The following is a 19,405-nucleotide window of genomic DNA, read 5'->3' as shown; positions in this document are numbered from 1 at the left end:
GAAATTAAAAAAGTTTTGCTGGAATTTTTTTTAATCGCAGTCTGCTTAGCATAATTTGAAAAACAGTCAGCCAGTTTAAAATTATTTTTTCTCCCATATCTTTTGAGGCTGGCAACTGCTTGGGGACTGGAAAAGTGTTATAATAGTGGGAAGACCATTTTTGGAGGAACAGACATGCGTTTTTTACATGTGGGGGATTTACATATCGGCAAAAAGCTTCATGGCTATGACTTATTGCTGGATCAAAAGAAAAATTTAGCTGATATTATTCAGCTGGCAAAAACTGAAGAGGTGGATGCTGTGGTGTTGGCGGGGGATTTGTATGATCGTTCGGTGCCGCCGGTTGAGGCCATCGAGATTTTTAATCAGTTTATTCAAGAGCTGAATATTGAAAATCAGTTTCCCGTCTTTGCAATATCGGGAAACCATGACAGCGGAGTTCGTCTGGAGGCTGGGGCGCCGTGGTATCAGCAGACTGATTTTTATCTGCATACCCGTTTAGAACAAGCCTTCACGCCAATTGAATTTCAAGGAACGCAATTTTTTCTGCTGCCCTATTTTGAGCCAATCAGCGCCCGTTTGTATTTTCAAGATGATGAGATTCGCACGATTACTCAAGCGATGGAGCGGGTCGTTCCTGAAATGGAAAACCAATTTAAACCGGAGTTGCAGCAGGTTCTAGTCGCCCATTTTTTTGTGGCGGGAAGTGAAAAAAGTGATTCGGAAACCAAGATTGAAGTCGGCGGTCTCGACAGTGTGCCAAGTTATCTACTGGAAAGCTTTGACTATGTGGCGTTGGGACATTTGCATAATAAAAATGCGCTTCAGCATAAAAAAATGCGCTACAGCGGTTCGCCATTAAAATTTTCTCTATCAGAATTAGAGCAAAAAAAAGGCGGCTGGCTAGTGGAGCTGCCAGATTTACACTTGGAGTTTAAGGAATTAAGTCCGTTGCACAATCTCCAGCAAATTGAAGCGAGCTTTGAGGAGCTGCTGTCACCGATTTTTTATCAAAGCGTTGAGAGAGAAGATTATTTAGACATTTTATTGACAGACCGGGGAATTATCCCCAATATGATGAACCAGCTGCGGCAGGTTTACCCCCGGATTTTAGGGGTCAGCCGAGTCAATGGTCGTGAATCGGCGGAATTGCAGACAGATTTTAAAGCAGTCCGCAGGCTAGCACCGGAAAAATTAGTAGATAATTTTTTCCAAGAGGTGACCGGTGAAACCATGACGGCCGCTCAAACCGAACTGGTTGCTGATGTCTTGAGCACACAGGAGGTGACTGACGCATGAAGCCTGTTAGGTTAACTTTGAAAAATTTTGGTCCCTTTATTGAAGAGACCCTTGACTTTGACCGCTTGGCAGAAGCGCCGCTGTTTTTAATTAGCGGCAAGACTGGTTCCGGCAAGACCACTATTTTTGATGGCATGACCTTTGCTTTGTTTGGTGAAACTTCTGGCGGCTTAAGGGGCGCCAGTGAAATGCGCTCCTCCTTTGCAGCGCCGACAGAAGAAACAATTGTCACCTTTGTTTTTGAACATCAAGGATTATTGTATCAAATTGAGCGCCGCCCGAAGCAAACCCTACAAAAGAAAAAAGGCAGCGGTACGAAGGAACAAAATGCTAAAGTCGAGTTGACCATCTGTCAGCCGAATGGCACTGAAATTCGTCAGTATAGTAAAGATGGCGAGGTTCGCAAAGAAATTGAAGAGCTGCTCCATCTAAATGCTAAACAATTCAATCAAATTGTGCTCTTGCCTCAAGGAGAATTCCGGAATTTTCTAGTGGCTAAAAGTGAAGACAAAGAAGCGGTGTTACGGAATTTATTCGGCACTGGTATCTATCAAAAATTTGCCAGCGAGCTGCAGGAACGCCTGAAACGAGCAAAAAAACTACAGGAATCAGATACGGCGGAACTGGCCTTGATTCAAAAGCAGTTTCAGTGGGAGCAGACAGCTTTATCAGATCAGGAATTTTTGACTAACGGCGAAAGCTATTTGCTGGAGGAAGCTCAGCATTTAAAGGCTGAGCAAAAACAGTTGACTAAGCTGGTTTCAAAAGAGCAGACGGCGCAAAAAGAACTGTTCACAGCGCAAGAACTGAGCAAATTATTTACGGAATTAGCAACAGCTGAGAAACGGCAGGTAGAATTATCAGCCCAAGCCGAGGAAATAGCCGCTTTAGAAAAAGAATTAAAGCATTTGGAATGGGCAGAAACACAACGGAATAAATTAGTTAAGATTGATGAGCTTACTGAAAAAGCCGAAACTTTGGCGGATCAAAAAGAGGCGCTTTTAGAAAAAAGCGCAAGCTTAGAGCTGATTCTCAGCAGCAGCCAACAGCAGCAGGCTGAGCTGGGAAAAAAAGCGCCAGCTTATGAAGAAAAAAAGAAACGGTTGCAGCAGCTGCAGGATAAATTACCGCAGCTCCAAGCATTTAATCAGTTGCAAGAAAAACTTCAACAGATAGTAAAAAAACTGACACAGACAGAGGCAGATGAAGCTCAGCTTAGCAGTCGCCAAGCTGAAAATAGCGAGCAGCTAAAAACGTTGCAAAAACAGCAATTGGCAATTGCGGACTTGCAGCAGCAATTAGCTGAGCTAACCGAAAATAATTATCAAAGCCGTGAAATTCAAGAGCTGCTGACAGAAAATCAGCAGCAACGGGAAATTCTACAGGCCAATCAACTGGCAGCTGAAAAAACTGAGACGGCATTAATCAAAACGCAAGATAACGTAGCAGAATTACAAACTGATTTTCAATTGAAGAAAAGCCAGTCAGCTGCTCTGCAAATTGCTCGTTTGAGTTTGGATTTATTACCGGGAGAGCCTTGTCCGGTCTGCGGCTCGTTGGAACATCCCGGCCTCGTACAGGAACAGCCGGTGAGTCAACAGGAAATTCAAGCAGCAGAAACAGCGCTAGTTACCGCAGAAGCTGCTTTAAACGAACAACTGCAAAAATTAGCGGAACTGGAAACCCGCTGGCAGATTTCTGTCGAGGAAAATCAGCAGGCGGCCAGCGCCCTTGAAAAAGCCGAATCAGCAACAGCTGCTAAGGCTGCTACTTTTGTTGAAAAAATGGCAGCAGATTATCAAACAAGCCTGTTCGACTTATCGGCAGTCATTCATTTTTTCGAGGCTGAAAATAAGCGATTAAACGCTGAAATCAATGCTAGCCACGCGGCTGGTTTGAAAGCCAAAGACTTGCAGGCAGAACAAGAAAAACTGGCTCCACAGCTGCAAGCACTTCAAGAGTTGAAGCGTCAGCTTTCTGAAGAGCAAAATTTATTAAAGGGTCAAGTGACAGCTCTTGAACAACAGGGCTTATCAGAGGACCCGCAAACTATTGAAGCGGAAATTACTGAAATAACCGATCAGCTAAAAAGTTATCAGCAGCAGGTATCTGAGATAACGGAACTGGTTCAGGCTAATCAACAGGCGGAGATTCGCTTGACGGAACAAATTCGACAAAACCACGACAGCTTTGCTGAAACGAGCAAAAGCTTAACTGAGCAAAACGCTGAGCTAGCGGCGCTACTTAAAAAAGCCCCAGTAGCGACGGTGGATGAGCTGCGGGAGTTGTTAACCCACACATTGCAGCTGCCGCAATTGCGGAAAACAATCGGTGATTATCACACGCAGATTGCTTTAAATCAAGAAAATTTGAAGCGCCTGAACCAAGCTTTGTCCACAAAAGAGCAGCCGGATTTAACCGATTTAGAAACTGCTTATCAGCTAGCCCGCAGCGAACAAGAGCTCTTTCATGAAGAGGTCAGTCAGCTGCAGTATCAGCTAGCCAGCAATCAAAAAATTCTGGCCGATTTTAAAAAGCTCTACCAGAAAAATCGTCAGCAATTAGTTAAACTGCAGGAATTGCAGCAATTAGCAGATACGATTAATGGCAATAATGCCCGTAAAACGAGTTTGGAACGATTTATTTTACAGACTTATCTAAAAGAAGTTCTGCTGGTGGCCAATCAGCGGCTGCAAAGCTTAACCCATGACCGCTATCAGTTTGAATTATCGACGGCTGTCGGTTCCTTCCGCAGCCAAACCGGTTTAGAAATTAATGTCTACGATGACACTGTCGGTCAAAGTCGCAGCGCCCATACGTTATCTGGTGGCGAAAGTTTTATTGCCGCTTTAGCATTGGCCTTATCTCTAGCTGAGGTCATCCAAAATCAAGCTGGCGGCATTTCAATTGAGGCCCTCTTTATCGATGAAGGCTTTGGTTCCTTAGATGAAGAGTCGCTGGAGATGGCGATGGAGGCTTTAGAAACAATCGAAAGCCGCGGCAGAATGATTGGTATTATCAGTCACGTCAAAGAATTAAAAGAAAGAATTCCCCAGCAAGTGTTAGTTGATAGTTCTGGCAATGGGCAAAGCAAAATTGCCTATCGTTAAAGGTTTCAGCAAGTGCCGCTTGCCAAGTTAAGGAGGAGAAAATCCCGTGAAATGGAGTATACCTGAAAAAGTAATCAAACGTGGCCGAGAATATCTGGAAGCGGGCCGAGTGTTGTCCGTTGAACCAGATTATGTCAATCGTGTATGGCACGGTGAAGTTCTCGGATCAGAGACGTACCATGTGACTTTGGACGGGACCACCAAGGAAGAAGACATCTGCCAATGTCCTTATTGGCAGGACCATCATTATTGCAAGCACACGGTTGCAGTGGAATTATATTTACGGAAGGAAGGACTGAACCGCATAATTAAAGCCAGCGATGCGCCGGCTGCTGTCAGTGTTTCCCAATCAGAAATGTTTACCAAAGGATTTTCGCGGATTTCCTTAAAACAAGCGGATAAGGTTTCCCCCTTGGCGATTGAATTTTATCTGGAAATTATGGAAACCAATCCTTATCATCCTGAGCTGGCTGCTTTAGGGCTGCAATTGCGCGTGGGCTATCTGGCTTTAAATCGCTTTTACGTGGTAAAAAATATCAATGACTTTTTGTCGGCTTGGCAGGAGGAAAAAAGCTTTGAGGTTAACAAGCAAAATTTGACCCTCAGTCGTGGCGCCTTTGACGAAGCCACCAATGAAATTTTGCAAATTTTATACGGTATCAATCAGTCTCAGCTACTACTTGGTACCCGCGGCTTGCAAATTAATGGCAAGGTGGACAAGCGGCGGATTTTATTGCCGGTAGAATACGGTCAAAACCTGCTGCTGAAAATTAATCAGTTGCGGCAGCTGCACTTTAAAGTAGACGAAAAAAATTGGCAGCAGATTGCTTTTAGCGATGAATTGCCACCTTTAAAATTTTCTATTTTAAAGGAAGCTGACCACTATCAATTGGCAGTCAGTCAGCTGTTTACACGCTATTTTAGTTATTATCAGTGGGGCTTTTATGAAGGCTATTTTTATCCTTTATCTCATCGTCAGCAGGAAATTTTATTGACCTTGGAGCAGCTCCTTAAACGCTATAAAAATCAACAGGTGGCCTATCAAATGCAGGAGCTGCCGGACTTATTTAAAGGAGTATTGCCCTTTTTACGGGAGATCGGTGAAGTCTACGTCAGCCCAGAGGTTACCGCTGAGATTGCAGAATATCCCTTAGCAGCCGACATCATTTTTAAATTAAAAAGCAAATCTAAGCAAATTGTCAGCCAAGTCAATTTCAATTATGGCGACAATGTATACTCCACCAATCCGAAAGATCAACAGCTGGCAGAAGAAAAAATTGTGCTGCGGGATTATCGCCATGAAGCGCTGATTAAAAAGCGCTTTGAAGATTTTGGCTTTCAAGTGACTGCAGAAGGCTTTGAAAGAAAATTACCACAGGGGGCGGCTTTGTATCAATTTTTTGCTGAAGAGCTGCCGGCATTTCGTAAACTAGGCACGGTTAAAATGGGCAAAAAATTGCGGAGTTTGTATTTAGACGCCCAGCATTTTCAGCCTAAAGTCACCGTGACAGAATCTGATTCTTGGTTGGATGTCCACTTTGATATTTCCGGTATTTCTGACCATGAAGTGGATCAAGTTTTGCAGAGCTTAATGCAAAACCAACCCTTTTATACTTTGGAAAACGGCCAAGTGTTGGCCCTAGACTCGGAAGAATTTTACCAAGCCAGCCAATTTCTAGCAGAAATTCGCGGTAGCTTGCAGACGGAAGATGGCATTTTACATTTGCCAAAAAGTAAAAGTCTATTGGTAAAGGAAAAAGCCGGTGTCGAAGTGGAGCTAACAGCCTCCTTTGAAACTTTAACCAAAGACTTGCTACATCCGGAAGATTTTTCAGCTAAATTGCCTGCGAATTTACAGGCAGAATTGCGCAATTATCAAAAAATCGGTTTCCGCTGGTTTAAAATGTTGAGTCACTATCATTTTGGCGGTATCTTAGCCGACGAGATGGGCTTAGGGAAAACGATTCAGGCAATCACCTATCTGCTGTCTGAGAAGCAAGAAAATGGTGAGATTCGGGCCGTGATTGTTGCACCAGCCAGTTTGATTTACAACTGGCAGGCAGAAATTCGTAAATTTGCCCCGAGCTTAACCTCCTGTGTTGTAGCAGGCCCCAAAGAGGAGCGGGAGGCGCAGTTGGCCCAAGACAGTGATATTTATATCACGTCCTATGCCGGAATGAGGCAAGATGGTGAGCTCTATCAAAATCAACAGATTCAATATCTATTTTTAGATGAAGCGCAGATGGTAAAAAATAGCGTGACTAAAACGGCGCAAGCACTACGGGAATTACCCGTGCCCCATGTCTTTGCTCTGAGCGGCACGCCGATTGAAAATAATTTGGAGGAGCTGTGGTCACTATTTCAAATTATTATGCCGGGTTTTTTCCCCGGGAAAACCAAATTCCGCAGCTTGGATAAAAAATTAATCGCCCAGATGATTAAACCTTTTGTTTTACGACGGGATAAAAAGACCGTGCTGCAGGATTTACCAGAAAAAATCGAGACCAATCTGTACAGTGCTCTAACAGAAGAACAAAAAACTGTTTACCTAGCGAATTTGAAGCAAATGCAAGATAGCGTCAACGCGATGGATCCAGGCACTTTTAATAAAAATCGAATTGGTATTTTAGCCGGTTTGACCCGATTGCGGCAAATCTGCTGTGATCCGCGGCTCTTTATTGAAGATTATAACGGCGGCTCTGGTAAGCTAGAACAGGTGAAGGAATTAGTCTTAAACGCCAAAGAAAACAATCGGCGGATATTACTCTTCTCCCAGTTTACTTCCATGCTGTCGATTATCGAAACAGAGTTCCACGATTTAGGTTTAGAAACTTTTTATTTGCGGGGCAGCACCAAAGCGAAGGATCGTTTAGATATGGTGAATGCCTTTAACGAAGGCGAAAAGGATATCTTTTTGATTTCCTTAAAAGCTGGTGGCACCGGATTGAATTTAACCGGCGCTGATACAGTCATTTTGTATGACTTATGGTGGAATCCAGCGGTTGAAGAACAGGCAGCCGGCAGAGCCCACCGCATCGGTCAAAAAAATGTTGTGGAAGTTTGGCGCATGATTGCTGAAGGGACCATCGAAGAACGCATGGACCTGCTACAAAAAGGCAAAAAGGAATTATTCCAGCAAGTCATCGAAGGGGACCAAGAACAATTGGCCCGCTTAACAGAAGAAGACATTCGCATGATTTTAAGTGTTGGCGAGGCTTAACTAAAAGACTAGCTGGGCCAGAAGCAAAGGCAATTGTCAAAAAATTGACGGCGCCTGAGCTACTGGTCCAGCTAGTTTTTTACGAGGCTGTCAATTTTTTGAGATGTGACAGCGTATCAAAAATAGAGTGTGTGCTTTTGGTAACTTCAGCATACTAAAATAAGATGAATTTCCCGTAAAGTTTATGTCAAGAATGCGCAAATTTTATTGGGACTGCACTTAACTTTGCACCAAGAGCAGATATTCCTTATAATAGTAGCATTGGTGGCTAAAGGGAGCGGCCAATTAATCAAAGAAAATCTAGCTTGTTAAAAGCTAGCGAAAATAGTTATGGGATGCTTTGAAAAAACAGCACAATCGGTTGATCATTTTTCAAAGAGAATTAAAAGGAGAAATCATGTTTAAACGTTTTTTTAGTTATTACAAGCCTTACAAGAAATTATTTATTTTAGATTTTACCTGTGCCGTTTTAGCTGGTGGATTGGAATTGGCTTTTCCGGTGGTGGTCAATCAGGTGATCGACCAAATTATGCCGCAGCAAAATTTTCGGATGATTGCACTGGCGGCGATTGGTTTGCTGTTCTTTTATCTAGTGAATACCGCCTTTCAGTATATTGTCGTCTTTTTCGGTCATAAATTAGGCGTTAATATTGAAACCGATATGCGGCGAGAATTATATCAGCATTTACAAACGCAGCCCTTTGAATATTATGACAATCAAAAAACCGGCCGGCTAATCAGTCGTCTGACCACTGATTTATTTGAAATTTCTGAAGTCGCTCACCACGGACCGGAGGATGTTTTTATCACCGTCATGACTTTGGTGGGTTCCTTTATTTTAATGATGCAGATTCATGTGCAATTAGCTCTGGCAACTTTTGTCCTGCTGCCTTTTATTACAATTACGCTACTATTTTTCAATAAAAAAATGACTAAGGTTAACACGCAAATTTATGAAAATTTAGGCGAGTTCAATTCAGGAATTGAAGCGGCTGTCAGTGGTGTGCGGGTCACTCAATCCTTTGCCAATGAAAAATTTGAGCAACAGCGCTTTGAAAAATTGAATCAGGCCTATCGCAAATCTAAAATTGTTTTTTATAAAGTGATGGCGGTCAGCTCATCTTATAATTATTTTTTGATGCGCTTGATTAATTTGTTCACGCTGATTTTTGGAGCTTATTATGTCATTAATGGCGATATTACCAATGGTCAGTTTGTGGCGTTTATCCTGCTGGCGAATGTTTTTGTGCGGCCAATTGAAAAAGTCAATACGATGATTGAAAGCTATCCAAAGGGAATAGCTGGCTTTAAGCGGCTCACCGAAGAGCTGGACCGCCCCTCAACGATTGTCGACCGGCCTAATGCCCGTAATGTTGATAATCTCAAAGGCGATATTACTTATGATGATGTTTCTTTTAAATATGCGGATGGAAAAAGTGTCCTGCATCATTTAAATTTAGAAATTAAACCCGGGGAAACGGTGGCTTTTGTCGGTCAAAGCGGTTCTGGTAAAACGACGATTTCCAATTTGCTACCCCGCTTTTATGAAGTCAGCGAGGGACGTGTGGCAATTGATGGCATTGATATTCGTGACATTACCTTAGCGTCACTGCGTCAACAAATCGGTATTGTTCAACAGGATGTCTTTTTATTTCCAGGAACAATTCGCGAAAATATCGCCTATGGTAAATTAGACGCGACAGATGCTGAAATTCAGCAGGCGGTTTCTTTGGCCCATTTAGATAAAGTGATTGATCAAATGTCAGATGGCTTACAAACCAATATTGGCGAACGGGGAGTCAAGCTCTCCGGTGGGCAAAAGCAGCGGGTAGCGATTGCTCGGATGTTTTTAAAAAATCCGCCGATTTTAATTTTAGATGAGGCCACCTCAGCCCTGGATACGGAAACGGAACAGGTTATTCAAGAATCGCTAAATTCCTTAGCTAGCGGCCGCACGACATTGATTATCGCCCACCGCTTAGCGACGATTAAACATGCAACTAGAATCATTGTCGTTAGTGAAGAGGGCATTGTCGAAGAAGGTAGCCACGCAGAATTAATGAATAAAAATGGCAATTATCGAAAATTATACGATGCGCAGTTTAGAAAAAATAACCTTTAGAATTTCTTAATAATTTTTATCTGTTTTCTGAAACTTCCAAGAAGAATGAAAATGTGTTTCATTCTTCCTTTTTTGTTTGTATTTTCGAGAAAATTTATGCTATTTATCTTTGAAAAAAAATAAATCATGACCAAATGAAACAGAAAAATAACCGGGATAATAACCTTTTTTAGACTTGTTCTAAAAGGTGCCAAATTGGAATTTAAAATAAAATAACATCCATAACATTATTTATTGACTGCAATAAGTTAATTTAGCATTGTTTGTAGTCGAAATGAATAGACTTTAGGTTTTTTTGAAAAGGCTGGTAAGAAATATTTAGGCTTTATAAAAAAACAATACTGGGGAAAATATTTCTAAAAAAAGTTTGTAATTTTTTCGGAATTATAACAGTTTTTATTTACTGTTATATAGTTTAATAGAAAAATAAGTCAATCATTCAAAAATGTTTTAATTTGTGCAAATTATGAAAGAAAGCTGAATTTTATAGGCTTTCCATGTGAAAAATTACGAATGCATAAACATTTAATTTCTAGCAAGTCTAGCTTTTTTTGAAGAAATTCGATATAATAATTGCATAAGAAAGAAACAGAATAGCTTCTGTTATAAAAATGTGATGAATATCATCAAAAAGGAGTGAGAATCAATGTTGACTTTATACACATCTCCTAGTTGTACCTCTTGTCGGAAAGCTCGAGCTTGGTTACAAGAACACGAGATTCCATTTGTAGAACGGAATATTTTCTCTGAACCATTAAATATTTCAGAGTTAAAGCACATTTTAGAAATGACTGAGGATGGCACGGAAGAAATTATTTCGACTCGCTCAAAAGTATTCCAAAAGCTGAACACTGATTTAGACGAATTGTCTCTACAGGAACTATTAGAACTGGTGCAAACGAATCCTGGCTTGTTGAGAAGACCAATTATGGTAGACGAAAAGAGATTACAAGTTGGTTTTAATGAAGATGAAATTCGCCGTTTCTTACCCCGTGGTGTTCGCCAATTAGAATTACGCCAAGCCCAATTGATGGCTGGCTTGTAAAAAACTTTATACTTGAAACGAATCCGCTGGCTATTGCTAGCGGATTTTTTATTGCGCTAATTTTCGTGTTGCAATCGAATAAGTAATGTGACAGAGAATGCGTATACTGCTACTGTGATATTTAAAAAAAAGAGGTGGGCTTTCTTACTATTAGAAGATCATGGTGAAGATAGTTTCTCTAGAAATTGTTTTTCAAAATTTATTTGAGATTTTTTTAACTGTTAGCGATCCTTGGTTATAGTAAAATATTTTTGCTGTTTTACCAATGACTTTACTATAATTTTTCTAAATAAACTATTTTTATAAAAAGCCTTATTTGCAGTGTTTTTTCAGCTCTCATCTTTGTTTTTTATTTTTTAGCACTATTTTTTCACAAAAAGATATTGACAATTATTTTACTGAAAAGTATACTAACTTTAGTAACATTGGAAGCGCTAACAAATACATTATTTTTTTGGAGGAGAAAACATGAAGAAAAAAGTGATTTTGGGGAGTATGCTGTCTTTGTTTTGTTTAGGAGCTGCAGCCTGCGGTTCAAGTGGAGGAGATAGTGGAAGTAACACTAGCGATAGCGGCGGCAGTGGTGATAACGTGACTATTTCTTATGCCAGTTGGGACACAGATCAAGCGGTGGGTTTGCAAAAAGTCATTGATAAGTTTGAAGCAGATAATCCCAATATTACCGTTAAGATGGAAACAACACCTTGGGAACAGTATTGGACGAAGTTAGAGGCTGCCACTACTGGGGGTAACATGCCAGATATTATTACAATGCATTCAAACGAATCCTATAAGTATATGTCTAATGGCATGTTGATGGATTTACAAGAGATGGTTGATGCTGGCGATATTAATTTTGATAATTTCACTGACGGGATTGCCGATTTATATAGTTATGAAGATAAAAATTATGCAGTACCAAAAGATGTAACGACGATTGGGGTTTGGTATAACAAAACTTTATTTGAAGAAGCTGGTGTTCCACTGCCAACAGCAGATTGGACTTGGGAAGATTTCTCTGCAGCAGCTGAAGCGTTAACTAATGAAGAAACCGGCGTCTTTGGATATGCGGCGACAAATGCACCAGAAACCGGTTATTATGATTGGATTTACCAAAATGAAGGGTCAATCTTTACCGATGATGGTTTAGCGTCTGGTTTTTCTGAGCAAAACACAATTGATGCTTTCCAACATTATGTTGATTTTACCTTGACGGATAAAGTTTCACCAGCAATGGAAGTGCTAAGAGAAACTGACCAAGTCAATTTATTGGGCTCTGGCAAAGTTGCGATGATTACTCATGGTAGCTGGATGGCGTCTGGCTTTGCTGAAAATGAATACATTGCTGAAAACTGTGATGTCGCTGTCTTGCCACAGGGAGAAGTCCAAGCGACAGTTACCAATGGTTTAGCGTGGTCAATCGCTGCTGATACTGAGCATCCTGAAGAAGCGAAAAAATTCATGGCCTTCTTAGCATCAGAAGAAGCCAACCAAATTCAATCTGATGAGGGTGTTTCGATTCCGGCATATAAAGGTCTTGGCGAAGGCTGGGTTAACAAATTTGTCGATGTCTTCCCTGGAATTGGTGCTTTTGATGACATGTTAGAGTATGGTGTAATTCGTCCGTTTAACCAAGAAACATTAAAATGTGAAAGCTTAATGGATGAAGAAGTTGACAAAGCTTTGGCAGGAACTGTCACAGTTGAAGAGGCTAGCGAAAATATTGTCAATGGAGTCAACGACATTATGGCAGCCTACCAATAAAAAATAGGGGGTAGGTTGGATGAAGTTTTTAAAGAAATATAAAAAGGATCATATCATTTGGGGCTATATTTTCATAGCCCCAACTGCTATCGGTTTGATATTGCTGAATATCAAACCAGCGATTGATACGGTAATTTTAAGTTTCAGCAAGTCAACTGGTTTTGGGAACAGTACGTTTGCTGGTTTAGTCAATTTTAAGCGTTTAATTGCAGATGCGGAAGTGTGGCAATCTTTCATTAATACGTTTAAATACTCGATTGTTTCGATTCCGTTAATTGTCGTGTTCTCGTTGATAGCAGCCGTTTTAGTGAATCAAAAAGTTAAAGGGGTCGGTATTTATCGGACCTTGTTCTTCTTACCAGTTGTCGCAGCGCCAACAGCAGTAGCGATGATTTGGCGTTGGTTGTTGAATTCTCAATTTGGTTTAGTCAATCAGGCACTAGCAGTCTTCGGCATTTCACCGGTTTCTTGGTTGTCTAATCCTGATATTGCTATTTTTAGTGTCATTATTGTGGGTGTCTGGAGTGCAGTTGGCTATAATATGATTATTTTGTTATCTGGCCTGCAGGAAATTCCGGTCGATTATTATGAGTCGGCGGATATTGACGGCGCTGGACCTTTTAGAAAATTCTTTTCAATTACTTTGCCTTTAGTGACCCCGACTTTATTTTTCGTTGTCGTGACAACGGTAATCCAAGCTTTCCAAGTATTTGATTCAATCTTCATGATGATTCAACCAAGAACCGAAGCGATGTACAACACGCAATCGCTGGCGTATCTGTTCTACAAGCATTCCTATATCTTAAATGATAAAGGCTACGGCTCCGCCATCGTTGTCTTATTGCTGATTGTTATTTTGATTGTGACAGCTTTGCAAATGAAGCTACAAAAATTCTGGGTGAATTATTAGGAGGGACGACAATGCAAAAACGTAAATGGCATCTTTTGATTCATATTGCTTTAATTCTCGGTTCATTAGTCATGGTTGTGCCTTTTGTCTGGATGATTCTCACTTCAGGAAAAACCTTAACTGAATCCGTCCAAGTTCCACCGACAATTTTTCCTGAGAGTTTTCAGTTTAGTAATTTTGAAGCCGTCTGGAATTTATTGCCCTTTGATAAATTTTATATCAACACTCTGTTGATGATTATCGGGCGGGTCTTCTTCTCGCTATTATTCAGCGCAATGGCGGCCTATGCCTCAGCGAGATTACGCTTTCCAGGACGCAACTTATTTTTTAGTCTCGTCTTAATTCAAATGATGATTCCCGGACAAATTTTTATCACTCCCCAATACATGCTGGCACAACAATTAGGCATTTTGGATAGTGTTCCCGGATTGATTTTACCAGGCTTTGTCAGTGCTTTCGGCACCTTTTTACTGCGGCAGTTTTTTATGAGCTTGCCGGATGATTTAGAAGAGGCCGCTATTTTAGACGGCGCAACGGTTTGGCAAATTTTCTTTAAAATCATGTTGCCGCTGGCTCGTTCTGGTTTAATTGCCTTAGGAATCTTTACCGCCTTGTTTGCCTTTAAGGATTTAATGTGGCCGTTAATTGCGACGACTTCCGTTGACAATATGACGTTGTCAGCCGGTTTAGCCAATTTACAAGGGCAATACATGACCAACTACCCGCAACTGATGGCCGGCTCGCTTTTGGCAGTGTGGCCAATGATTGTGATATTTATCGTCTTCCAGAAGAGATTTATTGAAGGTATCGCTACGACAGGCGGTAAATTATAGGCAAATCTAATGGGCTGTGACACAAGTCAAAGCAGAAAAAAGATACCTGAACATGATTCAGCCAACGCTGATAACTATTTTGAATTTGCGATTTAGGTCTTCTGGACCACAAAAACAAATTCATCTGGTTCGGATATTTTTTCTGCAACATGACTTATGTTACAGCCTCTTCTTTTTAGTGTATAGTAATGACAATAAGGAAAAAGGATGGGGTTAAGCATGGCTGGAATTAAAGATGTAGCTAGCAGAGCGAAGGTTTCGACAACGACAATTTCGCGCTTTTTAAATAATGATCCAAACTTGTCAATTGCTGAAGAAACTAAAAAGAGGATTTTAGAAGCGGTCAATTACTTTGATTATCGTAAGAATGTCGTGAAAAATAAAATCAATAAAACGGTTGTCATCATCACCTCTAAAACGGATTTAGAGGGTTTGGAAAATCCTTACTTTCGGCGAATACGGATTGGCATAAATGAAGCTATCAAAGAAAAAGGTATCACCTTGGAGCATTTTTATGAATTGGGGGATAATATTGACCCCGCCAAATTGGAAAATATTGGCGCCGTCTTAATCATTGGTGCAGTAAGTCACTCAACCTTATTTGAAATCAGTCGTCACAATCCGAACTTGGTCTTGATTGATGATTTATATGCGCCGCCTCAATTTGACTCAGTGGCAGCCGACATTGAAGGCGCGATGATTGCCATGTTAAACGACTTATATCAACAGGGTCATCGGAATATGGTTTTAATTTGCGGCGACCAGTCATATTTTGGAAATAACGGCGCTGTCGCCAAGAAAAAGTATGGCGACATTCGTTACAAGACCTATATGAAGTGGATGAAGGAAAAAGGACTTGAGGAATTTGCCAAAGGTTACGTGGGGGACTGGTCCTCTGAAAATGGTTTGCGGCAGACTCGGAAAATTTTACAAACGACTGAAAAGGCGAATTTGCCAACGGCGATTATTGCCGGCAGCGATATGACCGCAGTCGGAATTTATCAAGAATTACAAAAAAACGATCTGCGCATACCAGAAGATATTGCCGTTGTTTCCTTTGATAACATTGATATTGCAGGCTATCTTCACCCTTCATTGACCTCAGCCGATTTAAGGGAAAAAGAACTGGGGGATGCAGCGGTCGCCTTAGCGTGGCAAAGAATTAATTTTGAAAGAGACTATCCGGTAAAACTGACGCTCCCTTTTGAGATTAAAAAACGGGAGAGCGATACAAGGGATTTAACCTCTGAATAGTTGGTGAAGAATTGCGTTTGCTACACCGCCTTTTTCAGCCAGAAAAAAATTATATTTACTTTCATTTAAATAAAACACCTAAAATTTCTAAAATTCGAGTTAATCTCTTTACATTTAGACTCATTCCGCTACAATAAAAGAAAGAAAGCTCTATTTCTTTTCAAAAGCGAGGTGTTTGATAATGGAAATGGAACATATTAATGACAATACGATTCGCGTAGTCATCCACAATGATGATTTGGTTCAACGGGGGATTACTTTTTTAGATTTACTCGGAAATCATCGGGAAATTGAAAACTTCTTTTACTCTATTTTGGAGGAAGTTGATATAGAAGACGAATTCCGCGGCAGTGAAGCAATCACCTTTCAAGTTTTGCCAAAGGGTGATGGTCTAGAACTTTTTATCAGTAAAAATATTACGCCAGAAGACATGGAAGGCTTAGAAAATAACGAGGAATTTCGTGATGATGTGGCAGAGTATTTGAAAAATCAATTTACTGAAGATGCTGAAAGCGACTTAAGTTTAGAAAATTTAAGCAGCTTGGTGTTTGAGGTTGCTGACTTTGAAGATTTAGTTCAATTAGCTGCTGAGGTTTATCTTGATTCTGCTTGGACTAATCTTTATCGCTACAAAGAAGGCTATTACTTGCAAATCACTTTCTTACAGGATGATTTGAATGTTATGGATAAAGAAGATATGATTTCTCAAGTCTTGGAATTTGCTAACTTATCACCGATTACCAGTGAAATTTTAGCAGAGCACGGACAACTATTGATGGAGCGCAATGCTCTGGAATTACTACGGTATCACTTTCATTAAAAAGTTTTAAAGAAGCTTATAGACTCCGGTCGGTAAGCTTTTTTTGCGTATCTTTTTGAGGGTGAAACAGATGTATATAGCGAAAAATAGTCGTGGCGTTTTAGTTAATCTTTTGCAAACCGAAAAAAATCAGCCATTGGCAAAAGAAAGCTATTATTGTCCAGCTTGTCAGCAGAAATTAATTTTAAAGGCAGGTAACATAAAGCAGCGTCACTTTGCCCATTGTGCTAAGAAAGCCTGTGAAAGTTTTAGTGAAGGAGAGACTGCCGAACATCTCGCAGGGAAAGCTCTGTTGTTTAACTGGGATCAAGAAGCCCAGTTGGAGGTGCCTTTAGCGAGCATTGGACAGCGAGCGGATGTTTTGTTGCCGCAGCTGGCACTGGAATTTCAATGCTCACCCTTGCCAGCAGATAAATTGGCAAAGCGAGTTGCTGGCTATAAAACATTAAACTTACAACAGTGGTGGCTAATTGGTGAGCGCCTCAAGGAAAGCGTCTTACGTCAAGGCAGCTCGCATTTTTGCTTGTTTAATCAAGTACTTGGAGTGCATTTTTGGCATTTAGATACCTCAAAAAAGAGTATCGAGTTATATAACCAGCTTTTAACGATTTCTAAACAAAAATCTTTCACACGGAAAATTTTTAATTTTCAAGAGCGGCCATTGTCGCAAATTATTGTTGATAATAATTCAGCATCTTCGATTGTTTGTACGACCAAAAAGGATTGGCAGCAACAAAAATTAGCCATCCAAAAAAAACTTTACTATTGTCTGCCGGAGATTTTGCAAATCCAGCAGGCTTTGTATCGCCGCGGTAGTCATCTGCTGCAGCTACCGGAAATTTTATTTGCACCGAATATGGCAGCGCCCTTTTTTGGTGATTGGCTGTATTTTCTGCGCTTTAGTTTTTTTCAAAAAAGTTTGAGCTATTCAGCTATTGATTTGCAGGAATTTAGTTTTCAACTGACGCAACGCTTTTTGCAGACTTTTAAGCTGCAGCAAAAGTTTCCATTAGTTGAGCCAGCGGTCATTTCAGCCGCTTTTTTCACAGAAAGCTGCCGACTATTTCAAGTCTTTCAACAGAAAAAACAAGTTTTAAGGTCTTTTCTGCAGACTCTTTATGAAAATATGATAAGATTACTACAGGATAAATATTGGCGCAGGCTAATATTTTCGTGAGATTTCTATTGATAAAGGAGCGATTTTCATGTCAGAAGCAAAACAATTACCAAAAAGAGATGAAGTGCCAGTAGCTTTAACCTGGGATTTAACCACTATTTTTCCAGATGATGCAGCCTTTGATACGGCAATTACAACATTAAACGCTGAAGTAGCGAAGGCTGGCGATTTCCAAGGAACCTTGGCGGATGGTCCGGAAGCTTTTTTAAAGGCTATTGAATTTTTATTAGCTGTTTATCGGAAAACCGAAACGATTTATGTCTATTCCCATTTGAAAAATGATCAAGATACCACCAACACTACCTATCAAGGTTTATATGCCAGAGCTAGCAGTTTATATGCGCAAGTTTCTCAAGCACTGGCTTGGTTTGAACCAGAAGTTTTGAGTTTGCCGGATAAAAAAATCTGGAGCTACTTTTCAGAAGAGCCCAAATTAGAGGTCTATCGTCATTTCGTCAATCAAATGATTGATAATCGCGCTCATATTCTGTCAGCTGACCAAGAAGCACTCTTGGCTGGCGCCAGCGAAATTTTTGGCGCTTCCAGCAATACTTTTTCTGTTTTAAACAATGCGGATTTAAAATTCCCAGTGATTGAAAATGAAAAAGGCGAAAAGATTGAATTGTCCCACGGAGTCTATGGACAATTGATGGAAAATGTTGACCGCAGTGTGCGGGAACAAGCGTTTAAAGGCTTATACAGTGTCTACGAACAATTCCGCAATACCTTTGCCAGCACGCTATCAACCCATATTAAGAGCCATAATTACAGTGCGAAGGTTCGGAAATATGATTCAGCTCGGGCAGCCTCTTTGAGCAACAATCATATTCCTGAAAGCGTATATGATACCTTGGTGACAGTTGTCAATGAAAATCTGCCACTGCTGCATCGCTATGTGAAATTGCGCAAACGCCTATTGAACTTGGATGAGTTGCATATGTACGATATGTATACGCCGATTTTAGGAGAAGCATCGATTAAATACACGTATGAAGATGCCAAGGCGAAAGCACAAGAAGCATTACAACCATTAGGAGCAGAATATTTAAAGGTTGTTGATGAAGCCTTCAGCAAGCGCTGGATTGATGTGGTAGAAAATCAAGGCAAGCGCAGTGGAGCGTATTCTTCTGGAGCCTATGATACAAAGCCTTATATCTTAATGAATTGGCACGATACATTGGACCAATTATTTACTTTGGTCCATGAGATGGGGCACAGCGTCCACAGTTATTTCACCCGCAGCAATCAGCCTTATGTCTACGGCGATTATTCAATTTTCTTAGCTGAGATTGCTTCAACGACCAATGAAAATATTTTGACGGAATATCTATTAGAAACTGAAACAGATCCTAAGATTAGAGCCTACATTTTAAATCATTATTTAGATGGCTTTAAAGGCACGATTTTCCGGCAAACGCAATTTGCAGAGTTTGAGCATTTTATGCATGAAGAAGACGCCAAAGGCACGCCTTTGACTGCAGAATATTTGAGTGAGAGCTATGGTGAATTAAATAGTAAATATTATGGTCCAGACGTGACGGAAGATCCTGAAATTAAACTAGAGTGGTCGCGGATTCCTCATTTTTACTACAATTACTATGTGTATCAATATGCGACTGGTTTTTCAGCAGCTTCGGCCTTGGCGCAAAAGATTGTCGATCAAGAGCCGGGTGCCTTAGATCATTACTTAAATTATTTAAAATCCGGCAGCAGCGACTTCCCAATTGAAGTCATGAAGCGGGCCGGTGTCGACATGACCAAAGCGGATTATATCCGTGATGCCATGAAGGTTTTTGAAACTCGCTTAACTGAATTAGAAGAATTGGTTGAATCTTTAATTGTTTAATTAAC

Annotated in this window: 12 protein-coding genes; all 12 read left to right on the top strand. The window is 40.6% G+C overall.

Translation table 11 applies throughout. The features are described from left to right. The first annotated feature begins 174 nt into the window (after positions 1 to 174). Positions 175 to 1,299: an exonuclease SbcCD subunit D gene (locus tag ACYSNU_RS09435; RefSeq protein ID WP_461736974.1), complete on the top strand. Its 1,125-nt coding sequence runs from the start codon at positions 175 to 177 to the stop codon at positions 1,297 to 1,299. Beyond that, the gene (locus ACYSNU_RS09430; protein ID WP_461736973.1) at positions 1,296 to 4,409 is read left to right on the top strand and encodes an AAA family ATPase; all 3,114 of its coding nucleotides are present in this window, start codon (positions 1,296 to 1,298) and stop codon (positions 4,407 to 4,409) included. The genes ACYSNU_RS09435 and ACYSNU_RS09430 overlap by 4 nt, the downstream gene beginning before the upstream one ends. A gap of 46 nt (positions 4,410 to 4,455) precedes the next feature. Further along, positions 4,456 to 7,629 (top strand): DEAD/DEAH box helicase, encoded by a 3,174-nt coding sequence (locus tag ACYSNU_RS09425; protein WP_461736972.1) that lies wholly within the window; start codon positions 4,456 to 4,458, stop codon positions 7,627 to 7,629. A gap of 397 nt (positions 7,630 to 8,026) precedes the next feature. Next, positions 8,027 to 9,751, top strand: coding sequence for an ABC transporter ATP-binding protein (locus tag ACYSNU_RS09420; protein WP_461736971.1), 1,725 nt, complete (start codon positions 8,027 to 8,029; stop codon positions 9,749 to 9,751). A 646-nt stretch (positions 9,752 to 10,397) separates the two neighbouring features. Continuing rightward, positions 10,398 to 10,796 carry a transcriptional regulator SpxA gene (gene spxA, locus ACYSNU_RS09415; RefSeq protein WP_265456197.1) on the top strand — a complete coding sequence of 133 codons (399 nt, stop codon included), beginning with the start codon at positions 10,398 to 10,400 and terminating at the stop codon, positions 10,794 to 10,796. Positions 10,797 to 11,264: 468 nt separating this feature from the next. Then, positions 11,265 to 12,560 carry an ABC transporter substrate-binding protein gene (locus tag ACYSNU_RS09410; protein WP_461736970.1) on the top strand — a complete coding sequence of 432 codons (1,296 nt, stop codon included), beginning with the start codon at positions 11,265 to 11,267 and terminating at the stop codon, positions 12,558 to 12,560. A 19-nt stretch (positions 12,561 to 12,579) separates the two neighbouring features. After that, the gene (locus ACYSNU_RS09405) at positions 12,580 to 13,470 is read left to right on the top strand and encodes a carbohydrate ABC transporter permease (protein WP_461736969.1); all 891 of its coding nucleotides are present in this window, start codon (positions 12,580 to 12,582) and stop codon (positions 13,468 to 13,470) included. An 11-nt stretch (positions 13,471 to 13,481) separates the two neighbouring features. Then, positions 13,482 to 14,303, top strand: coding sequence for a carbohydrate ABC transporter permease (locus ACYSNU_RS09400; RefSeq protein WP_461736968.1), 822 nt, complete (start codon positions 13,482 to 13,484; stop codon positions 14,301 to 14,303). 219 nt (positions 14,304 to 14,522) lie between these two features. Further along, entirely contained in the window at positions 14,523 to 15,557 is a 1,035-nt protein-coding gene (locus tag ACYSNU_RS09395) for a LacI family DNA-binding transcriptional regulator (RefSeq protein WP_461736967.1), read from the top strand. A 181-nt stretch (positions 15,558 to 15,738) separates the two neighbouring features. Next, entirely contained in the window at positions 15,739 to 16,377 is a 639-nt protein-coding gene (locus ACYSNU_RS09390) for an adaptor protein MecA (RefSeq protein WP_461736966.1), read from the top strand. Positions 16,378 to 16,447: 70 nt separating this feature from the next. Beyond that, positions 16,448 to 17,554 carry a competence protein CoiA gene (locus ACYSNU_RS09385; RefSeq protein ID WP_461736965.1) on the top strand — a complete coding sequence of 369 codons (1,107 nt, stop codon included), beginning with the start codon at positions 16,448 to 16,450 and terminating at the stop codon, positions 17,552 to 17,554. Between the two features lie 28 nt (positions 17,555 to 17,582). Further along, positions 17,583 to 19,400 carry an oligoendopeptidase F gene (gene pepF / locus ACYSNU_RS09380; protein ID WP_461736964.1) on the top strand — a complete coding sequence of 606 codons (1,818 nt, stop codon included), beginning with the start codon at positions 17,583 to 17,585 and terminating at the stop codon, positions 19,398 to 19,400. Positions 19,401 to 19,405: the final 5 nt, after the last annotated feature.

The organism is Enterococcus sp. LJL120 (genome assembly GCF_054871765.1).
Note: the sequence above shows the minus strand (reverse complement) of the source record. Positions and strands in the feature narration are given on the sequence as shown.